The 15,959-nt window shown below is 68.6% G+C and carries 16 protein-coding genes and 1 riboswitch; of the genes, 8 read left to right on the top strand and 8 right to left on the bottom strand.

Translation table 11 applies throughout. From position 1 onward, the window contains the following. Positions 1-150: 150 nt before the first annotated feature. Entirely contained in the window at positions 151-1,089 is a 939-nt protein-coding gene (locus tag AB0I53_RS38830; RefSeq protein ID WP_358614038.1) for an aldo/keto reductase, read from the top strand. A 118-nt stretch (positions 1,090-1,207) separates the two neighbouring features. Beyond that, the gene (locus AB0I53_RS38825; RefSeq protein ID WP_358614062.1) at positions 1,208-2,704 is read left to right on the top strand and encodes a glutamate--cysteine ligase; all 1,497 of its coding nucleotides are present in this window, start codon (positions 1,208-1,210) and stop codon (positions 2,702-2,704) included. A 118-nt stretch (positions 2,705-2,822) separates the two neighbouring features. On the opposite strand, the gene AB0I53_RS38820 is transcribed toward AB0I53_RS38825, so the two are convergent. From AB0I53_RS38820 to AB0I53_RS38810, 3 genes are read right to left on the bottom strand one after another with little or no spacing between them, the layout of a single operon-like run. After that, on the bottom strand, positions 2,823-3,587 hold the full coding sequence (locus AB0I53_RS38820; protein WP_358614037.1) for an ABC transporter ATP-binding protein: 765 nt from the start codon (positions 3,585-3,587) through the stop codon (positions 2,823-2,825). Beyond that, on the bottom strand, positions 3,584-4,597 hold the full coding sequence (locus AB0I53_RS38815; RefSeq protein WP_358614036.1) for an iron ABC transporter permease: 1,014 nt from the start codon (positions 4,595-4,597) through the stop codon (positions 3,584-3,586). The genes AB0I53_RS38820 and AB0I53_RS38815 overlap by 4 nt, the downstream gene beginning before the upstream one ends. Then, on the bottom strand, positions 4,594-5,529 hold the full coding sequence (locus AB0I53_RS38810; RefSeq protein ID WP_358614035.1) for an ABC transporter substrate-binding protein: 936 nt from the start codon (positions 5,527-5,529) through the stop codon (positions 4,594-4,596). The genes AB0I53_RS38815 and AB0I53_RS38810 overlap by 4 nt, the downstream gene beginning before the upstream one ends. Before the next feature lie 93 nt (positions 5,530-5,622). Further along, positions 5,623-5,737: riboswitch (cobalamin riboswitch) on the bottom strand. Between the two features lie 179 nt (positions 5,738-5,916). On the opposite strand from AB0I53_RS38810, the gene AB0I53_RS38805 reads away from it, so the two are divergent. Then, on the top strand, positions 5,917-6,549 hold the full coding sequence (locus AB0I53_RS38805) for a superoxide dismutase (protein WP_358606217.1): 633 nt from the start codon (positions 5,917-5,919) through the stop codon (positions 6,547-6,549). Positions 6,550-6,826: 277 nt separating this feature from the next. Here AB0I53_RS38805 and AB0I53_RS38800 read toward each other — a convergent pair whose 3' ends face one another. From AB0I53_RS38800 to AB0I53_RS38790, 3 genes are all read right to left on the bottom strand, one after another. After that, the gene (locus AB0I53_RS38800; RefSeq protein ID WP_358614061.1) at positions 6,827-8,068 is read right to left on the bottom strand and encodes an MFS transporter; all 1,242 of its coding nucleotides are present in this window, start codon (positions 8,066-8,068) and stop codon (positions 6,827-6,829) included. 125 nt (positions 8,069-8,193) lie between these two features. After that, positions 8,194-8,628, bottom strand: coding sequence for a MarR family transcriptional regulator (locus AB0I53_RS38795; RefSeq protein WP_358614034.1), 435 nt, complete (start codon positions 8,626-8,628; stop codon positions 8,194-8,196). Between the two features lie 240 nt (positions 8,629-8,868). Continuing rightward, the gene (locus tag AB0I53_RS38790) at positions 8,869-10,335 is read right to left on the bottom strand and encodes an NCS2 family permease (protein WP_358614033.1); all 1,467 of its coding nucleotides are present in this window, start codon (positions 10,333-10,335) and stop codon (positions 8,869-8,871) included. A gap of 60 nt (positions 10,336-10,395) precedes the next feature. Here AB0I53_RS38790 and AB0I53_RS38785 point away from each other — a divergent pair, with 60 nt between their 5' ends. The 5 genes from AB0I53_RS38785 to AB0I53_RS38765 all read left to right on the top strand — a co-directional run bounded on the left by AB0I53_RS38785 (position 10,396) and on the right by AB0I53_RS38765 (position 13,994). After that, positions 10,396-10,683, top strand: coding sequence for a DUF2530 domain-containing protein (locus tag AB0I53_RS38785; RefSeq protein ID WP_358614032.1), 288 nt, complete (start codon positions 10,396-10,398; stop codon positions 10,681-10,683). A 94-nt stretch (positions 10,684-10,777) separates the two neighbouring features. After that, positions 10,778-11,566 (top strand): ESX secretion-associated protein EspG, encoded by a 789-nt coding sequence (locus AB0I53_RS38780; protein WP_358614031.1) that lies wholly within the window; start codon positions 10,778-10,780, stop codon positions 11,564-11,566. A gap of 153 nt (positions 11,567-11,719) precedes the next feature. Further along, the gene (locus tag AB0I53_RS38775; RefSeq protein WP_358614030.1) at positions 11,720-12,121 is read left to right on the top strand and encodes a hypothetical protein; all 402 of its coding nucleotides are present in this window, start codon (positions 11,720-11,722) and stop codon (positions 12,119-12,121) included. A 12-nt stretch (positions 12,122-12,133) separates the two neighbouring features. Continuing rightward, the gene (locus tag AB0I53_RS38770; RefSeq protein ID WP_358614029.1) at positions 12,134-12,712 is read left to right on the top strand and encodes a DUF3558 domain-containing protein; all 579 of its coding nucleotides are present in this window, start codon (positions 12,134-12,136) and stop codon (positions 12,710-12,712) included. Between the two features lie 46 nt (positions 12,713-12,758). Next, positions 12,759-13,994: a hypothetical protein gene (locus AB0I53_RS38765; RefSeq protein WP_358614028.1), complete on the top strand. Its 1,236-nt coding sequence runs from the start codon at positions 12,759-12,761 to the stop codon at positions 13,992-13,994. Between the two features lie 74 nt (positions 13,995-14,068). On the opposite strand, the gene AB0I53_RS38760 is transcribed toward AB0I53_RS38765, so the two are convergent. Together AB0I53_RS38760 and AB0I53_RS38755 are read right to left on the bottom strand one after the other, a co-directional pair. Continuing rightward, positions 14,069-15,490 (bottom strand): PQQ-binding-like beta-propeller repeat protein, encoded by a 1,422-nt coding sequence (locus tag AB0I53_RS38760; RefSeq protein WP_358614027.1) that lies wholly within the window; start codon positions 15,488-15,490, stop codon positions 14,069-14,071. A gap of 128 nt (positions 15,491-15,618) precedes the next feature. After that, positions 15,619-15,852 carry a hypothetical protein gene (locus AB0I53_RS38755; RefSeq protein ID WP_358614026.1) on the bottom strand — a complete coding sequence of 78 codons (234 nt, stop codon included), beginning with the start codon at positions 15,850-15,852 and terminating at the stop codon, positions 15,619-15,621. Positions 15,853-15,959 lie beyond the last annotated feature (107 nt).

The raw sequence follows: 15,959 nt of genomic DNA, 5'->3' as shown, positions 1-15,959 counted from the left end.
CCGCCAATCGAGCCGGCCCGGCCGATCTCGCGTTGCCGTGCGCGGCTCGTGGGGTCGGAGGTGCCGGCAGGGGTTCGCGGGAATTCGGGCAAATCACATGAAGATCGGCTGTACGTCCCGGGTGGCGCGGGAGGGAGTAGGTTCCGCGGCATGACTCGACTCGGCAACACTGAACTCGACGTCTTCCCCGTCTGCCTCGGTGGCAACGTGTTCGGCTGGACGGCGGATCGCGACGCCACCTTCACCGTCCTGGACCAATACGCCGCCGCCGGCGGCAACTTCATCGACACCGCCGACAGCTATTCCGCTTGGGTGGAAGGCCATTCCGGCGGCGAGTCCGAGATCCTGATCGGCGAATGGCTGCGCGCCCGCGGCAACCGCGACGACATCGTGGTCGCCACCAAGGTCGGCAGGCTTCCGGAGCGCCGCGGCCTGTCCGCGGCGAACATCAAGGCCGCGGCGGAAGATTCGCTGCGCCGCCTGGGCGTCGACCACATCGACCTCTACTACGCCCACGGCGACGACGACCCGTCCATCCCGCTGGCCGAAACCCTGGGCGCCTTCGACGAGCTGGTGCGCGAGGGCAAGGTCCGCTACATCGCGGCGTCGAACTACACCGCGCCCCGCCTCGCCGAGGCGCTGGAGATCTCCCGCCGCGAGGGGCTGGCCGCCTTCTCCGCGCTGCAGCCGCTCTACAACCTCGTGGAACGCGGCGAGTTCGAAGGCGCGCTAGCCGACCTGTGCGCTCGGGAGAAGGTGAGCGTGCTGCCTTACTACGCGCTGGCGCACGGGTTCCTGACCGGGAAGTACCGCCCGGGCGGGGACAGCTCGGACAGCCCGCGGGCCGAACGCGCCCGCTCCTACCTGAACGAGCGCGGTGTGAAGGTGCTCACCGCACTGGACGAGATCGCGACGCTACGTGACGTGCCGGTCTCGTCGGTCGCACTTGCCTGGCTGCTCGGGCAGCCCGCCGTGACCGCCCCGATCGCCAGCGCCCGCAACACCGAGCAGCTCGCCGACCTGCTCCCGGCCGCCGGATTGGAGCTGACCGACGCCGAGCTGAAGCGGCTGACCGAAGCCTCCGATTGATCACTCTCCGCGCCGTGCGTGACACCGTTTTGGCCGCTGGCCCCCCGGGTACCGATGTGTCACGGTGGTTTCCCCAGCGCTGCGCGCTGACGTGCTGCCGATCAAGCGGGGAGACGGCATGGGACGGCACGTGGACAATCAAGCGTTCAAGCCAGTGGACCGGCAACGGTATCGGAACAAGATGCAGCGCGGCCTGGACGCCCTGGCCCGGATGCTCGCCGAAGGCAATTTCTCCTTCCCCCACCAGCAGATGGGGCTGGAGATGGAGCTGTGCCTGGTGGACGAGCAGATGGAGCCGTCCATGTCCAACGCCGTGGTGCTGGAGAAGATCAGCGAGCCGGTGTTCACCACCGAGCTCGGCCAGCAGAACATCGAGCTCAACGTGGAGCCCCAGGTGCTCGCGGGCGACAGCGCCCTGGAGCTGGAGGCCCGTCTGCGCGCAGCGCTGCTGCGCGCAGACGGCGGGGCGCACGACGCGGGGGCGAAGATCGTCATGATCGGCACGCTGCCGACGTTGCGCAGCGCGCACTTCGACCCGAACTGGCTGTCGCGCAACCCGCGGTACTCGCTGCTCAACGAGCAGATCTTCTTGGCGCGCGGCGAGGAAATGCTGCTCGACATGGAGGGCGTGCCGCTGGACGACGCGCAGCCCGAGAAGCTGCGGTCCTACGCCGATTCGATCCTGCCGGAGTCGGCGTGCACGTCGGTCCAGCTGCACCTGCAGGTGGCGCCGGAGGACTTCGCGGCGCATTGGAACGCCGCGCAGTGCCTGGCCGGGGTGCAGGTGGCCATCGGCGCGAATTCCCCGTTCCTGCTGGGCAAGGCGCTGTGGCACGAGACGCGGATTCCGCTGTTCCTGCAGGCCACCGACACGCGTCCGGTGGAGCTGAAGAACCAGGGTGTGCGGCCGCGGGTGTGGTTCGGCGAGCGGTGGATCACCTCGATCTTCGACCTGTTCGAGGAGAACGTCCGCTACTTCCCGGCGCTGCTGCCGGAACCGGAGGAAGAGGATCCGCTGGCCGCGCTGGACTCCGGCCGGGCGCCGACGCTGGCCGAGCTGCGGCTGCACAACGGCACCATCTGGCGCTGGAACCGGCCGGTCTACGACCTGGTGGACGGGGTTCCGCACCTGCGGGTGGAGAACCGGGTGCTGCCGTCGGGGCCGTCGGTGGTGGACATCGTCGCCAACGCCGCGTTCTTCTACGGCGTCCAGCGGGCGCTCACCGAGCAGGACCGGCCACTGTGGACGCAGATGTCGTTCGCGGCGGCGGAGGAGAACTTCTACGCCGGGGCGCGGCACGGCTTCGAGGCGCACCTGTACTGGCCGAGCGTCGGCTGGGTGTCGCCGGACGAGCTGGTGCTGCGCCGCCTGCTGCCGATGGCGCACGACGGCCTGCAGGCGTGCGGCGTATCGGACGCCGCCCGCGAGCGCTACCTGGGCGTGATCGAGAAGCGCTGCATGGCGAAGCGCAACGGCGCGACGTGGCAGCGGGAAACGGTTGCGCTGCTGGAAGATCGCGGCGCGGACCGGCGCGGAGCGCTGGCGGGAATGCTGCGCCGCTACATCGACCTGGCCGACAACGGAGACCCGGTTCACACCTGGCCGGTCGGCTGATCGGCTCCCCGCGCGGCGCTTTCACCGAAAGGCGCGCCGTTTCTGCTGGTCAGGTTCCGTGAGTGTTTTGGGGTGCCATAGCGCCCCAAAACACTCACGGGCGTATTACCGGCGGCCGTCAGAGGGCTCCGTCGACGTCGAGGGTGGGGCGGCCGTTGTGGTGGGCGAGGCGGGCCCGGATTCCGAAGACGTTCGCGAGCAGGCCCTCGTCCAGGACATCGGCCGGGGTTCCCGCGTCGGCGACCTGGCCCTCGTGGAGGACCGCGATGCGGTCGCAGAACTCCGCGGCGTGGCGGAGGTCGTGCAGCGTCATCAGGACCGTTAGGCCGTCGCTCGCCAGGTCGCGCAGGAGGCGGAGGATGCTGTACTGATGCCGCAGGTCGAGGTGGTTCGTCGGCTCGTCGAGCACGAGGACTCGCGGCTGCTGCGCCAGCGCACGCGCGATCGCCGCTCGCTGCCGCTCGCCGCCGGAGAGCGTGCGCACATCTCGTTCCGCCGCTTCCAAAAGCCCGGTGGCGCGCAGGGATTCGTCGACGATGCGCTGGTCCGCCGCTTGCATCCGCTCCAACAGGCCCAGGTGCGGCAGTCGGCCCTGCGACACCACTTCGCGCACGGTCAAAGCCGTGCGGCTCTCGGCTTCCTGCACAGTCGCAGCGAGAATCCGGGCCAGCCGGCGTCGCCCGGCCCCGGCCAGCCTCGCGACCTCGACGGTCCCGGCCGCCGGCTCGATCGCCCGGTACAGCGTGCGCAGCAACGTCGTCTTGCCGCTGCCGTTCGGGCCCACCAGCCCGAACACCTCGCCTTCCCGCACGTCGATGTCCACATCGGACAGAACGGCTCGGCCGCCCAGCTCCACGCGCGCTCCGCGCACCCGCACGCTCATGCGATCCTCCGCTGCCGCCGAAGCATGATCAGGAACAGCGGCCCGCCCACCATCGCCGTGAGCACCCCGACCGGCAGCTCGGACGGCGCGATGACCAGCCGCGCCGCCAGATCCGCCAGCACCAGGAACACCGCGCCGAGCAGGGCCGACACCGGCAACATCCGCCGCGCCTCGGCCCCGACCAGGAACGTCGCCGCGTGCGGCACCAGCAGGCCGACGAACACGATGCCGCCCGCCACGGCGACCGCGGTCCCGGCCAGCAGCGAAATCCCGACCAGGCAGGCCATCCGGAAGGCCCGGGCGTTGAGTCCGAGCGCGGCGGCCGCGTCGTCGCCGCCGTGCAGCACGTTCATCCAGCGGCCCGCCGCCACCGCCGCGATCAGGCCGATCACCAGCACCGCCGCCGGCACCGGCAGCGACTCCCAGCGCGCGGCCCCGAGCCCGCCGGTGATCCAGAACAGCACCTGCTTGGTCTGGTCTCCGGTCGCGAATACGTGCAGCACCAACGACGTCGCCGCGTAGGCCACCTGGCCGACCGCCAGGCCGCCGAGCACCAGCGTCGTCACCGATCCGGATCGCCCGGCCACCGCCAGCACCACGACCAGCGCCAGCAGCCCGCCGAGGAACGCGGCCACCGGCAGCCCCAGCGCCCCGGCGCCGACGCCCAGCACCATCACCAGCGATGCCGCGAAGCCGGCCCCTTCGGACACCCCGAGCAGGTACGGGTCGGCCATCGGGTTCGCGGTGACCAGCTGCGCGATCGCACCGGAGAGCGCGAGCGCCGCGCCGACGACGATGCCGGTCACCACCCGCGGCATCCGCGAATCCCACACGATCGCGGCCCGCACCCGCGTCCAGTCCGCGTCGATCCACGGCACCACCGGCTCCAGGACGATTCGCCAAACCTGGTCCAGCGGCAACCGGACCGAGCCCAGCGACACGGCCAATCCGCCGATCACCACCAGCGCGATCAGCAGCGCGGCGTGCACCAGCACCACCCGCGCCCTCATGCGCCGTGCAGGTCCCGGGCCAGCCGCTCGACGGCGTCGGGGAACCGGATGCCCTCGGTCAGCTCGACGAGCGGGATCGTGCTGAACCGCTGGTCGCGGACCGCGGGCGTGCCCGCCGCGAGCGGATGCCCGGTCAGGTACGCCTGCTTGTTCTGCACCGGAGCGGCCAGGTAGTCGACGAGCACGATCGCCCGCGGGGCCCGCGCCGCCACCTGCTCCCAGCTGACGTCGGCGAAAACGTCCGGCACGTCACCGAAGACGTTGCGGCCACCGGCCCGGCGCAGCGCATCGTGGCCGACGCCGTTGCCGCCGAGCGTGAACGCCGCCTGCTCACCGGAGTCGTAGACGAAGACGTCGACCGGCTCCGCGCCGGCCAGGCGCGCCTCGACCGCGCGCACCCGCTCCTCGATGCCGGTCGCGACCTGCCTCGCGTTCTCCTGCAGGCCCAGCACCTCGCCGAACATCGCGATGTCCGACAGCAGCGTGTCCATCCCGGCCGGGCTCGCGGCGCAGGACTCGGAGAGCAGCAGCGTGCGGATGCCGTTGTCCTCGAACGTCTTCCGGCTCCGGCCCTCCGTGTCGTCGAAGGCACTGCTGTAGCCGCCGACGACCAGGTCTGGCTCGGCTTCGAGGATGCGCTCGTAGGACGGGTACTGGTCGGCGAGCAGCGGCACCCCGGCGTACGAGGCGGCCACCGACGGCGGCGGCGCGAGATCGTCCGGGTAGGCCGTGCCGACCAGCCGATCGCCCAGGCCCAGCGCCAGCAGGATCTCGGTGGCGTGCTGGTTGAGGCTCACCACGCGCTTCGGCGGCTCCGGGAACACCTCGGTGCTACCGCAGTTCTCGATGCGCAACCCGTCGGCCTGCGACTCGACGTTGGCGCAGCCCGCGAGGGACAGCGCGACTAGGACGAGGACGAGTATGCGGCGCATCGTGCCTTCCAAGGGGCGAGCGAGCCTGCGCCGAAGCCGGGGCCGCGCGGGCGGCCGCGAGTCCCAGACCCCGACCGCAGACCACGGCGGTCGTTGGAGCCATCCCTCGCAAGCGGGTGATCGGGCTCGCCGCGCGTCGCGCGGCCTACCGTTGCGGGTCAGCGCCGGATTTCGACCGGCTTCCCCCGCTCGCAGGGTCTGCCGAGGATGCTGCCCCAGCCGGCGAACCGGGTCAACCGGGCAATTTCCCCAGCGTCGCAACGTTTTAGCTGCTCACCGCAGTCACGGCGGAGACTCGCCCGACAGATGAGATCAACGCCTCCATCCGGCTTAGTTGCCATATGGTGGCAGTAGCTAGAGTCTGTCGATAGCGAAGGGAGACGCTAAATGGCGCAGCAGTACGTGTTGCCGGAGTTGGATTACGACTACGCGGCGTTGGAGCCGGCGATCGCCGGTGAGATCAACGAGTTGCACCACAGCAAGCACCACGCGGCGTACGTCAAGGGCGCCAACGACACGGTGGAGAAGATCGCCGAGGCGCGGGAGAAGGGTGACTTCTCCTCCATCGTGGGGCTGGAGACCACGCTGGCGTTCAACCTGGCGGGGCACTCGCTGCACCTGGTGTGGTGGAAGATCCTCTCGCCCAACGGCGGGGACAAGCCCACCGGCGAGCTGGCGGCGGCCATCGACGAGGACTTCGGTTCGTTCGACAAGTTCCGCGCCCAGCTGGAGGCGGTGTCGACGACGATCCAGGGCAACGGCTGGGGCGTGCTGGCCTGGGACCCGGTCGGTCAGCGGCTGATCACCCAGCAGCTGCGTGATCACCACTCGAACCTGTCGATCGCGACGACGCCGCTGCTGGTGTTCGACATCTGGGAGCACGCGTACTACCTGCAGTACCGCAATGTGAAGGCGGACTACGTCAAGCACCTGTGGAACGTGGTCAACTGGGACGAGGTCGCCGCGCGTTTCGCCGACGCCCGCGCCGGCTACAACGGCCTCCGCCTTCCCACCGCCTGACAGGCAGAACCACCGCGCCTTCGGTTCTCGCTGGTCAGAAGCCGTGAGTGTTTTGTGTCGCCATAGCGGCACAAAACACTCACGGCCCACAGCTCGGTGGTGAGTGCTCCGACAAGCCCACTGCCGAAACTTCGGGGCCTTCCTCCGGGAGGGCCCCGAAGTCTTTCTCCCGGCCCGAGAAACGATCGGGCCCCGGCCTCCCGCAGGAGACCGGGGCCCGATCTGTTCCCGAACTGACTACCGCTCCCACCACGAAGCGGACGAATTTTAGGTTAGCCTAACCTTTTGACTCGGGCAACCCCGTCCTCGTTTCAAGTCGAGATCGCCGCCGCCACGCCAGCACCGCGACGCCGCCGAGCGCGGCGGCCATCGACGCCAGCCCGCCCAGCAGGATCGGCCAGCGCGGCCCGAACACCTCGGCGACCCACCCCGAAGCCAGCCCGCCCAGCGGCTTCCCACCCAGGAACAACAGCATGTAGAGGCCCATGACCCGGCCGCGCATGGTCGGCTCCACGGCCAGCTGGACGGTCGCGTTCGCGCTCGTGGTGAACGTCATCGCGGCGATCCCGACCGGCACCAGCGCCGCCGCGAACAGCTCGTAGGTCGGCATCAGCGACGCCGCCGCCTCCAGCACGCCGAAAACACCGGCGCCCAGCAGCATCAGCCGTAGCCTCGGCACCCCGCGGCCGCTGCGCCGGGCCGCCAGCGCGGCCCCGGTCAGCGTGCCGACCGCGAGCATGGTGATCAGCAGGCCGTAGCCGTCGGCGTCCCGCCCGAAGACGTTGCGCGCGATCACCGCGAAGGTGCTCTCGAAGTTCATCCCGAACGTGCCGATGCAGAACACCAGCACCATCACCACGATCAGATCCGGTCGCCCGCGCACGTAGCGCAGCCCGGCGCGCAACTGGCCGCGTTCCTTCGGCGGCGGCTTGGCCCGGTGCAGCGCCGACGCGTTCATCAGCGCCAGCCCGGCGATCACGGCGATCGAGCTCAACCCGTTGGCCAGGAACACCCAGCCGGTGCCGATCGCGGTGATCAGCACGCCGGCGATGGCCGGGCCGACGATGCGGGCCAGGTTGAACGTCATCGAGTTCAGCGCGACGGCGTTGGTGAGCTGCCTGGGCCCGACCATCTCGACGACGAACGACTGCCGCACCGGCGCATCGACCGCGGCGAAGCAGCCGAGCACGAAGCACAGCAGGTAGACGTGCCAGAGCAGCACGACACCGGTGACGTCGAGCAGCCCCAGCACGAGGCCGCAGGCACCGAGCGCGCTTTGGGTGGCGACGAGCATGCGCCGCTTGTCGAAGCGGTCGGCGAAGACTCCCGCCCACAGCGTCAGCAGCAGGGTCGGGGCGAACTGCAGGGCGACCGCCACGCCCAGCGCGGCCGGGCTGCCGCCGGAGAGTTCCAGCACCAGCCAGTCCTGCGCCGCGCGCTGCATCCACGTGCCGGTCAGCGAAACGACCTGGCCGGAGGCGTAGTAGCGGTAGTTGCGCTCCCGCAGCGAGCGGAACATGCCGCCGGATCGGTCCGATGTGGATGGCGATTCGTGGTTGGCCGGATCCTCGCCGGGGTCGGTTCCCGTGCGGGATGCGGATCGGTCAACCACGCTCGTGCGTACCGCCTCTCACCGGACTCCGGTCATCGGCCGGCCAACCGGTCGATGATCTCCGCCGCCTGGAACAGCACGCGGCGGTCTTCCTCGGACAGATCCGCGAGCTGCTGGTCCAGCCAGCGCTCCCGGATCGAGACCTCTTCGTCTATGCGGGCCTGACCGGCCTCGGTCAGCTCCACGATGGCCTGCCGGCCGTCGGTGGGGTGCGCCCGACGAGCGACCAGCCCGGCGTCTTCCAGGGCGGAGATCACCCTGGTCATCGACGGCGGCTGGACACCTTCCCTGGCCGCCAGCTCGCCCGGCGTCAACGCGCCGGCCTTGTGCAGACAGGACAGCGCCGACAGCTGGGACAGCGTGATCTTCGAGTCGGCGCTCTGCGCGCGCAGCCGCCGGTTCAGGCGAACGACCGCGAGCCGCAGCCGACTCGCCAGGGTGCGCTCGCGCTCCGCGATATCGGACACGTCGTTAGTCTACCAAACTATCTCGGGGAATCGGACAAACTGATCAGTCCTGATCAGTGGCCGTCCACCATAGCCAGCCGCCAACCCCGCACCCGGAATCGCAACCCAATCGACGCACTACTCCGATCGGCCCAAACATCCGTTCCGTCCGGTCAGGCCCCGTGCGCACTTTGTGCTGCTATGGCGACGCAAAACGCGCACGGCCGATCAGCTGCGGAAACGCCGCGCCGGGCGGGCGGATCAGATGCCGAAGATCGCGTGCAGCGGGCCGGAGCAGAAGTAGAGCACGAACGCCGCCGACACGACCCACATCAGCGGGTGCACGGTGCGGACGCGGCCGGTGAACACCCGCAGCAGCACGTAGCTGATGAAGCCCGCGCCGATGCCGTTGGCGATCGAGTACGTGAACGGCATGACCACGATCGTCAGGTACGCGGGCAGCGCGATGCTGAAGTCCGACAGGTCGATCTGCCGGATCTGGGTGAGCATCATCGCCCCGACCACCACCAGCGCCGGAGCCGCCGCCTCCACCGGGATGATCTGGTAGAGCGGGGTGAAGAACATCGCCGCCAGGAACAGCACACCGGTGATCACGTTCGCCAGCCCGGTGCGCGCCCCCTCCGCGATGCCGGACGCGGACTCCACGAACACGGTGTTGGAGCTCGCCGAACCCAACCCGCCGGCGACCGCGCCGACGCCCTCGACGGCCAGCGCCTTGCCGATGCCCGGCAGGTTGCCGTCCTTGTCGGTCAGCGAGCCCTCCTTGCCGAGCCCGGTCATGGTGCCCATGGCGTCGAAGAAGTTCGCCAGCACCAGCGTGAACACCAGCATCGCGGCGGCCAGCGCCGGCAGCCGCGTCCAGGCGCCGAAGGAGATGTCGCCGACCAGCGACAGGTCGGGCAGGCCGATGATCTGTTCCGGCACCGCCGGGTAGCCGAGGTTCCAGCCGTAGGCGTTGACGCCCTTGGACGGGCCCGCGTGGAAGACCGACTCGATGATGATCGACAGCACCGTGGTGACGGCCACGCTGATCAGGATCGCGCCCCGCACCTTGCGCGCCACCAGCACCGAGGTGAGCACCAGCCCGAACACGAACACCGCGGTCGGCCACGAAGCGATCGACCCCTCGATGCCCAGCCCGACCGGCACGGTCGTGTTGGCGGCGTCCGGCAGGCGCCGCACGAACCCGGCGTCGACCAGGCCGACGAAGGTGATGAACACGCCGACGCCGACGGCGATCGCGGCCTTGAGCTCGGGCGGCACCGCGTTGAACACCGCGGTCCGGAACCCGGTGGCGACCAGGATCAGGATGATGATGCCGTCCACCACCACCAGGCCCATCGCCTCGGGCCAGGTGACCTGCGGCGCGATGGTCACGGCCAGCAGCGTGTTGATGCCGAGCCCGGCGGCGATCGCGAACGGGTAGTTGGCGATCAGTCCGAACAGGATCGTCATCACGCCCGCGACCAGCGCGGTGGTCGCCGCGACCTGCGAAACCGGCAGGATGTTGCCAAGCACGTCGCGCTTGGCCCCGGCGTCGTCGGCGGAGTAGCTGCCGAGGATCAGCGGGTTCAGCACGATGATGTAGGCGACCGTGACGAACGTGACCACGCCGCCGCGAACTTCCCGCCCGACGCTGGACCCGCGGTCGGTGATCTTGAAATACCGGTCCAGCAGCGACTTCTTGGAAACGTCTCGATCCACCATCAGTACTTCCCGATCACCGCGCCTGCGCGCGCGTTCATTACCGGGAGTAGCCTGCCTGACGTGGCACAGGACAGCGAATCCACCCCCTCGGCGCCGGGTCACCGGCCGGTCCCGCCGCTGCCGCGGAGGCTGGCGGACCCCACTCCGGTGGTGCTGTTCGGCACGGCCCTGTGGTTCGTCGGTGTGGTCCTGTTCGGCATCCGCGACTGGGCCGGCATCCAGTTCTGGACCTGCCTGGCCGGCGGCGTGCTCGGCATCATCGGCTACGGCGTGTTCCGCTGGCAGCGCTCGGCGGCGCGCCGCGGTTCCCGGGGCGCGTGGAAGGGCCTGTCCGGACTCGACGGCTGAGCCTGCTTGATTTCTGATCCAAACGATCCCGCGAGCAGTTAGTCTGCACAGTCGACATCAAGTTCCGATGCCCTAACGCGGGAGCGCAGCACCAGTGCCCAAGCTCGACGTCGACCGACTCGAATTCGCGATCCTGGCCGAACGCGCCGATCTCAGCCGGATCCCGATGATCGCGTCGTACAGCAACTACGGGACGACCGTCAAAGACATGCCGCGCGAATTCGAGGCGGCGGAGCAGCGGGTCCGCGACCGCGGCCTGATCAGCCCGAGCGGCGTGAACGACCGGGTCATGGAGCTGATCGGCATCTACGCGCACGTGACGGTCGAGTACGACCTGCGGTTCTCCTCGAAGAAGGGCACCGAACTGCGCGCGGCGGTGTCGAAGGCGACCAAGACGGCGGTGCGCACGGTCGTCGACGGCGACCGGATCATCCTGGAGCCGGTGCACCCGAACGACCTGATCCCGTCGCTGGTGTCGGTGCTCCCGGAACACCCGCCGGCCCGCATCCGACCGGCGCTGAGCGTCGACCTTGCGGAGATGCGCGCGGCCATGACGGAGGTGCGCCGGCGAGGAGACGACGACCCGCAGGCGATCGAGCAGAGCCTGCGAGCGCGCGGCGTGAACGTGGCGAGCTTCCGGAAGATGACGCAGCTGCTGGAGGGTCCGAGGCTGGGGCTCGGCGAAGCGGGCGTCACGATCTGGGACGACCGCCGCCGCGAGCGCCGGGGAGACCAGACGCTGCGGATCATCGACCTGCAGCAAGGCCGGACGGCGGTCTACAACAGCGGAACCCAGCGGATGTTCGCGGGGGCGGACATGAGCACGTTCACCAGGGTGCTCGGGGAGCTGGCGACGAAGACCCAGCGCGAAGCGGCCTGGTAGCGACCAACGTCACTCCGCCAAAAGGACCAATCCGGCAACGAGTTGGGAACCGATCTAAGCCAAGGATCGTCACACCTGTGCACGAACGGGCAAAGACCTGGCAAGCTAAGCGCGACGTGTACCTGATTCAGGGGACAAAGGGGGTAGTGAGAGGTGTCATTCTTCGACGGGATCGTCACGACGGCGCAGAAGGCTGTGCGGCAGGCGACGGTCCACACCGCGATCAACTCGGGCGGCTCTGCGCAGGCAGCGTCGTTCACTGTCGACATCGAGCAGATTCCGGGCTTGATCACCGAGTACGAGAAGGCCCAGGACAAGCTTGACGAGATCCTCATGGCAGCACAGCAGCTGCAGAAGATCGCGCCTCCTGGCGACGATGAGGTCAGCCAGCGGCTGTCGGATTCACTTGGGGAAATGGCCGGCGAGAACGAGGGCTGCCTCTCCTGGGCCGTCAACGATGCTCGTGCTCGCATCCAGACGCAGATCGACCAGTTGAAGGCTGCACAGGGCGGCTACCAGAACACCGACGAAGACGCTTCGATCCGCCAGGTTTAAGGAAGATCTAACGTGCTACGCCGCGCAACGTTGACCGCTGTGTCGCTACTCGCCGTCCTTGGAGTATCGGCGTGTTCGCCCGGGTCTACGACACCGCCGAAGACGACCCCAACCGAGTCGGCCACCACCACTTCCTCCTCTGTGCCAAAGGTCGAGAACCCGAAGAACCTCAAAGCGATCACTGATGCGTGTCAACTGCTGACCGAAGCTCAGGTCGCGCAGCTCGGTGGCGATGCAGGCGCGAAGCCGCCAGAGGAGAGCAAGTCCAAGTACGACGAGTCGCAGTGCAAGTGGCGTAACGATGCCTTCACGGCCTACGCCGCGATCAACACGAAGGCCGGCGGCCTGGCGAAGATCATGGACGCTGCCGGATCGAGCGACAACTTCAAGGAGACTCAGGTCGGCGGCTACCAAGGAGCACGCGTCGATGAGCAGAGCAATCTCTGCCGGATTGAGCTCGCCATCGCCGATGACCAGTCTCTCGAGGTCAACTACTTCAAGAACGCCGGCGGCACGCCCGAAATGAACGACCCTTGCGGCTACGCCGAGAAGATCACCAGCGAAGCCCTGAAGAACATCCCGGACGCCTGATCGCGCCCGCGTAGATCACGACCATTACTAACGAGGGGGTGTAACCATGGTTTTACCGATCCTGGTTGGCGGCTACCTGCTCACGCGTGATTCTGACCGTGGCAACACGGACGAGATCATGCAGAAGGTCGGGTTCAACCACCCGGAGAAGTACAAGCAGATCCACGAGGGCAAGGGCACCACGGACATGACCGGTGCCGTGACCTCGTGGCAGAAGGACATCGGGGGCCAGTTCGACGAGGTCTCCTCGATCCTCGACGCTGCGAACAAGAAGGCCAACCTGGCTTGGACCGGTCAGGCGGCTGAAGCGCACGGTTCGTCGCTCCAGCCCATGTCCCAGTTCATCCAGGACGCCAAGGGCGTCTCTGACTCCGTCGCCAACTCTGCTGAGCAGCAGGTTCAGAACTTCGGCAACGTCAAGAACAGCATGCCCGAGCCTGTGAAGGTCGACGCGACCGACAACATGCTCGAGAAGGGCGGCGCTTGGCTGGTCGGGGGCGAGACGGACCTGCAGAAGCAGGAGCGCGAGGCCACTGAGAAGGCTCAGGAAGCCAAGCAGCACTACGACAACTACAGCAACAGCACCCGGGACGTCTCGCAGAACCTCGCCTTCTACCCGAAGGCGCCGGAGATGGCGTACGACCAGGGTTCTGGTAGCACCGGGACGAACCCGACCGTTGGCAGCATCCCGAACGGTTCCGGGATTCCCGGCGGCGGCGGTCCTGGTGGCGGCGGTGGCGGTGGCAGCTGGGGCGGCAACATCGGTGGCGGCGGTTCAGGCAGCACCGGTGGCCCTGGCGGCGGCTACACGACTCCGGCGCAGAGCGGGTCGCAGTGGTCGACTCCGCCTGGTACCGGCGGCGGCACCGGCTTGCCCGTTAACCCCGGTCCCAACGTCACTACGGGCCCGAACACCGGCGGTGCCGGCTTCGGCATGATGCCGCCCGGCGGTGGCTCTGGCGGCGCTGGTGCTGGTGGCGGTCGTGGGCTCGGCGCCGGCGGTGCCGGCGGTGCTGGTCGCGGCGCGGGCATGGGTGCCGGCGGGCGCGCTGGCCTCGGCGGTCTCGGTGGCGGCTCTGGCTCCGGTGCTGGTGCCGGTGGCGCTGCTGGTGCGGCCGGTCGTGGTGGCGCCGGCGGCATGGGCGCTGGTGGTGCTGGTCGTGGCCAGGGCAAGCAGGGCGAGGAAGACCAGGAGCACGAGAACAAGTACTGGGTCGACACGGACGAGGCCTGGGACGAGCTGGGCCTGCCCAAGGTCGCCCCGCCGGTCTTCGGCGAGTGACCAACACCCGCTGAAGTCGACCGAAGCAAACTGGCCGCGCACCGATTCCGGTGCGCGGCCAGCGCTTTTAGGTGCTACCGCACGGCGAAGATCGGCATCGGAGTGGCGCCGGAGTTCATGTAGGCGCCGTAAACCACGCCTTCACTCCAATGCAGGTTGTAGTTGTCTATCAGCGTGCTCGGATTCGGGAACAGTCCGCTGATCGGTTTGGGACTGCCACCGCCGAGCGGGATCTCGAACACCTGGGACGGGTTCTCGTAGGTGTGCTGGTTGATCGCGAGCACGCTGCGGTCCGTGACGGCGAATGGCATGCCGCTGACCTTCGGCCCGAGCTCCGCATCCCAGCGTTGCCGGCCGGTCTTCAGATCGATAGCGACGATCTTGTTGCTGTCGCGGTACTCGCTGACGGCCTTGCTCGTCGTCGGCGCGATGAACAACCCATCTGCGATGAAAGCGCGATACCTCTTGCGTGCGCTGTTGTCGACCTCGTCGTTGATGGGCGCGATGTTCAGCCGTCCTGCGGGAACGGCTTCCGGAATGGTGGTCACCTGGCGTCCCGCCTCGTCGAAGACGAGCAGCGTTCGCGGGGCCTGGATGTCGTCGCTCGTCGCGATCTCGACGATCGGCGGATCGGCGGAGATCACCCCGACCGGACTCTGCGATTCGTACGTCGCTCGCCCGCGCTCCGCGCCGCTCGCCGGGTCCAGCAGGACGAGTTCCTGGGCGGCGCCGTCGGTCGTGCAGTCGAGCGGGACTGCCACAGTCCGCTCGCTGACCACCGGACCCAGCACCCGGCAGCCCCGGCGGGCTTCCTGATCATGGCGCCAGATCTCGTTACCGCTGGTCAGGCTCATTCCGAACACGGTGTCGTGCAACGCGAAGACCACCGCGTCGCCGACGATCTCGGGGTCGGTGAAGTTCGTGGTGCCCCGGTTCTCGACGACCGGCATGTCGAACTGCCGCTTGACCGCACCGGTCTTGACATCGACGACGGCGATCGTCGAGCAGCCGGTGCCGCCGTAAGTGTCCTTCTTGTACGGGCCGTAGGCGATCACGCCGAGGCCGTTCTTCACCTCGTGGCTCATCCCGCAGAACCGGCTCAGCTTGGCATCGTCCCCTGCCCGCAGCGGCGGTTCCATGTCCCAGGCGTCTTCACCGGAGTCGGCGTGGAATGCGTCGAGCCAGTCTTCGTGCATCACCGCGACGATGCCGTCGGAAGCCCAGCTGTTGAACGGCTTCTCGTCCATCGTCGGTGTCTCTTTCCAGAGCAACGTCGCCAACGGCCGCTGGTCCTCATCCCTCGGGCCGTACGCGGCGCGCAACGCGAGCCATCCGGTTACGCCGCCACCGACCAGGACGACGACGAGCCCGATGATCAGGAACGGCACCCATGCGCGGCGCTTCTTGGGCGGCATCGGGGCCGGGTACTGCGGCGGGTAGGGCTGCTGTGGATAGGGCTGCTGGCCCTGGTTTCCCGGCCAGCCTTGATGAGTCACTTGAACATGCTCCCCTCGGCATGAACGCGCTCTCGCAGAACGCGGAACGCTCCCCCAACGGCCCGCGATCAGGCCAGACGGAATTATGCCCGACCCGCGATGCCTGAAATGCGGCCTTCAGCGGAACGTCACAGGCCGCACACCATTCGTCCACTTCGGACTTCGGCGGCACAGGAGGAGCAGGTGGGGCGGTTGTCTCGGGCGGTCACGTCTTCTGGCGCTGTCATCACGCCGCAGAGCGCGATCAGTTCTCGGCCCTCGCGGCGCGGGTCTTCGACTGGGATCACGTGGTTCTGGTAGCCGAATGCCGCCCAATAGCCAGCTCTGGGCTCATCGGAGCCGTTCTCGGTCGATCTCGGCATCTCGTTCTCCTTGAGCCGCGGGGTTTGGTCGGTGACCGGGCGCGTGGGGCGGGGGGCGAGTCGCGCCCGGTCACCGGGGTGGGCCGGTGCGGTTGGGGGTCGGGGAG

Source organism: Saccharopolyspora sp. NPDC050389, assembly GCF_040655595.1.
Classification (GTDB): Bacteria; Actinomycetota; Actinomycetes; order Mycobacteriales; family Pseudonocardiaceae; genus Saccharopolyspora.
The sequence above is the reverse complement of the archived record's forward strand: the minus strand, read 5'-3'. Positions and strand labels throughout refer to the sequence as shown.

Coding starts and splice junctions, on each gene's coding strand:
- AB0I53_RS38805 (WP_358606217.1), top strand. CDS start 5,917: ATGGCGCAGCAGTACGTGTTGCCGGAGTTGGATTACGACTACGCGGCG.
- AB0I53_RS38765 (WP_358614028.1), top strand. CDS start 12,759: ATGGTTTTACCGATCCTGGTTGGCGGCTACCTGCTCACGCGTGATTCT.
- AB0I53_RS38815 (WP_358614036.1), bottom strand. CDS start 4,597: ATGAGGGCGCGGGTGGTGCTGGTGCACGCCGCGCTGCTGATCGCGCTG.
- AB0I53_RS38800 (WP_358614061.1), bottom strand. CDS start 8,068: ATGTTCCGCTCGCTGCGGGAGCGCAACTACCGCTACTACGCCTCCGGC.
- AB0I53_RS38830 (WP_358614038.1), top strand. CDS start 151: ATGACTCGACTCGGCAACACTGAACTCGACGTCTTCCCCGTCTGCCTC.
- AB0I53_RS38755 (WP_358614026.1), bottom strand. CDS start 15,852: ATGCCGAGATCGACCGAGAACGGCTCCGATGAGCCCAGAGCTGGCTAT.
- AB0I53_RS38825 (WP_358614062.1), top strand. CDS start 1,208: ATGGGACGGCACGTGGACAATCAAGCGTTCAAGCCAGTGGACCGGCAA.
- AB0I53_RS38790 (WP_358614033.1), bottom strand. CDS start 10,335: ATGGTGGATCGAGACGTTTCCAAGAAGTCGCTGCTGGACCGGTATTTC.
- AB0I53_RS38810 (WP_358614035.1), bottom strand. CDS start 5,529: ATGCGCCGCATACTCGTCCTCGTCCTAGTCGCGCTGTCCCTCGCGGGC.
- AB0I53_RS38820 (WP_358614037.1), bottom strand. CDS start 3,587: ATGAGCGTGCGGGTGCGCGGAGCGCGCGTGGAGCTGGGCGGCCGAGCC.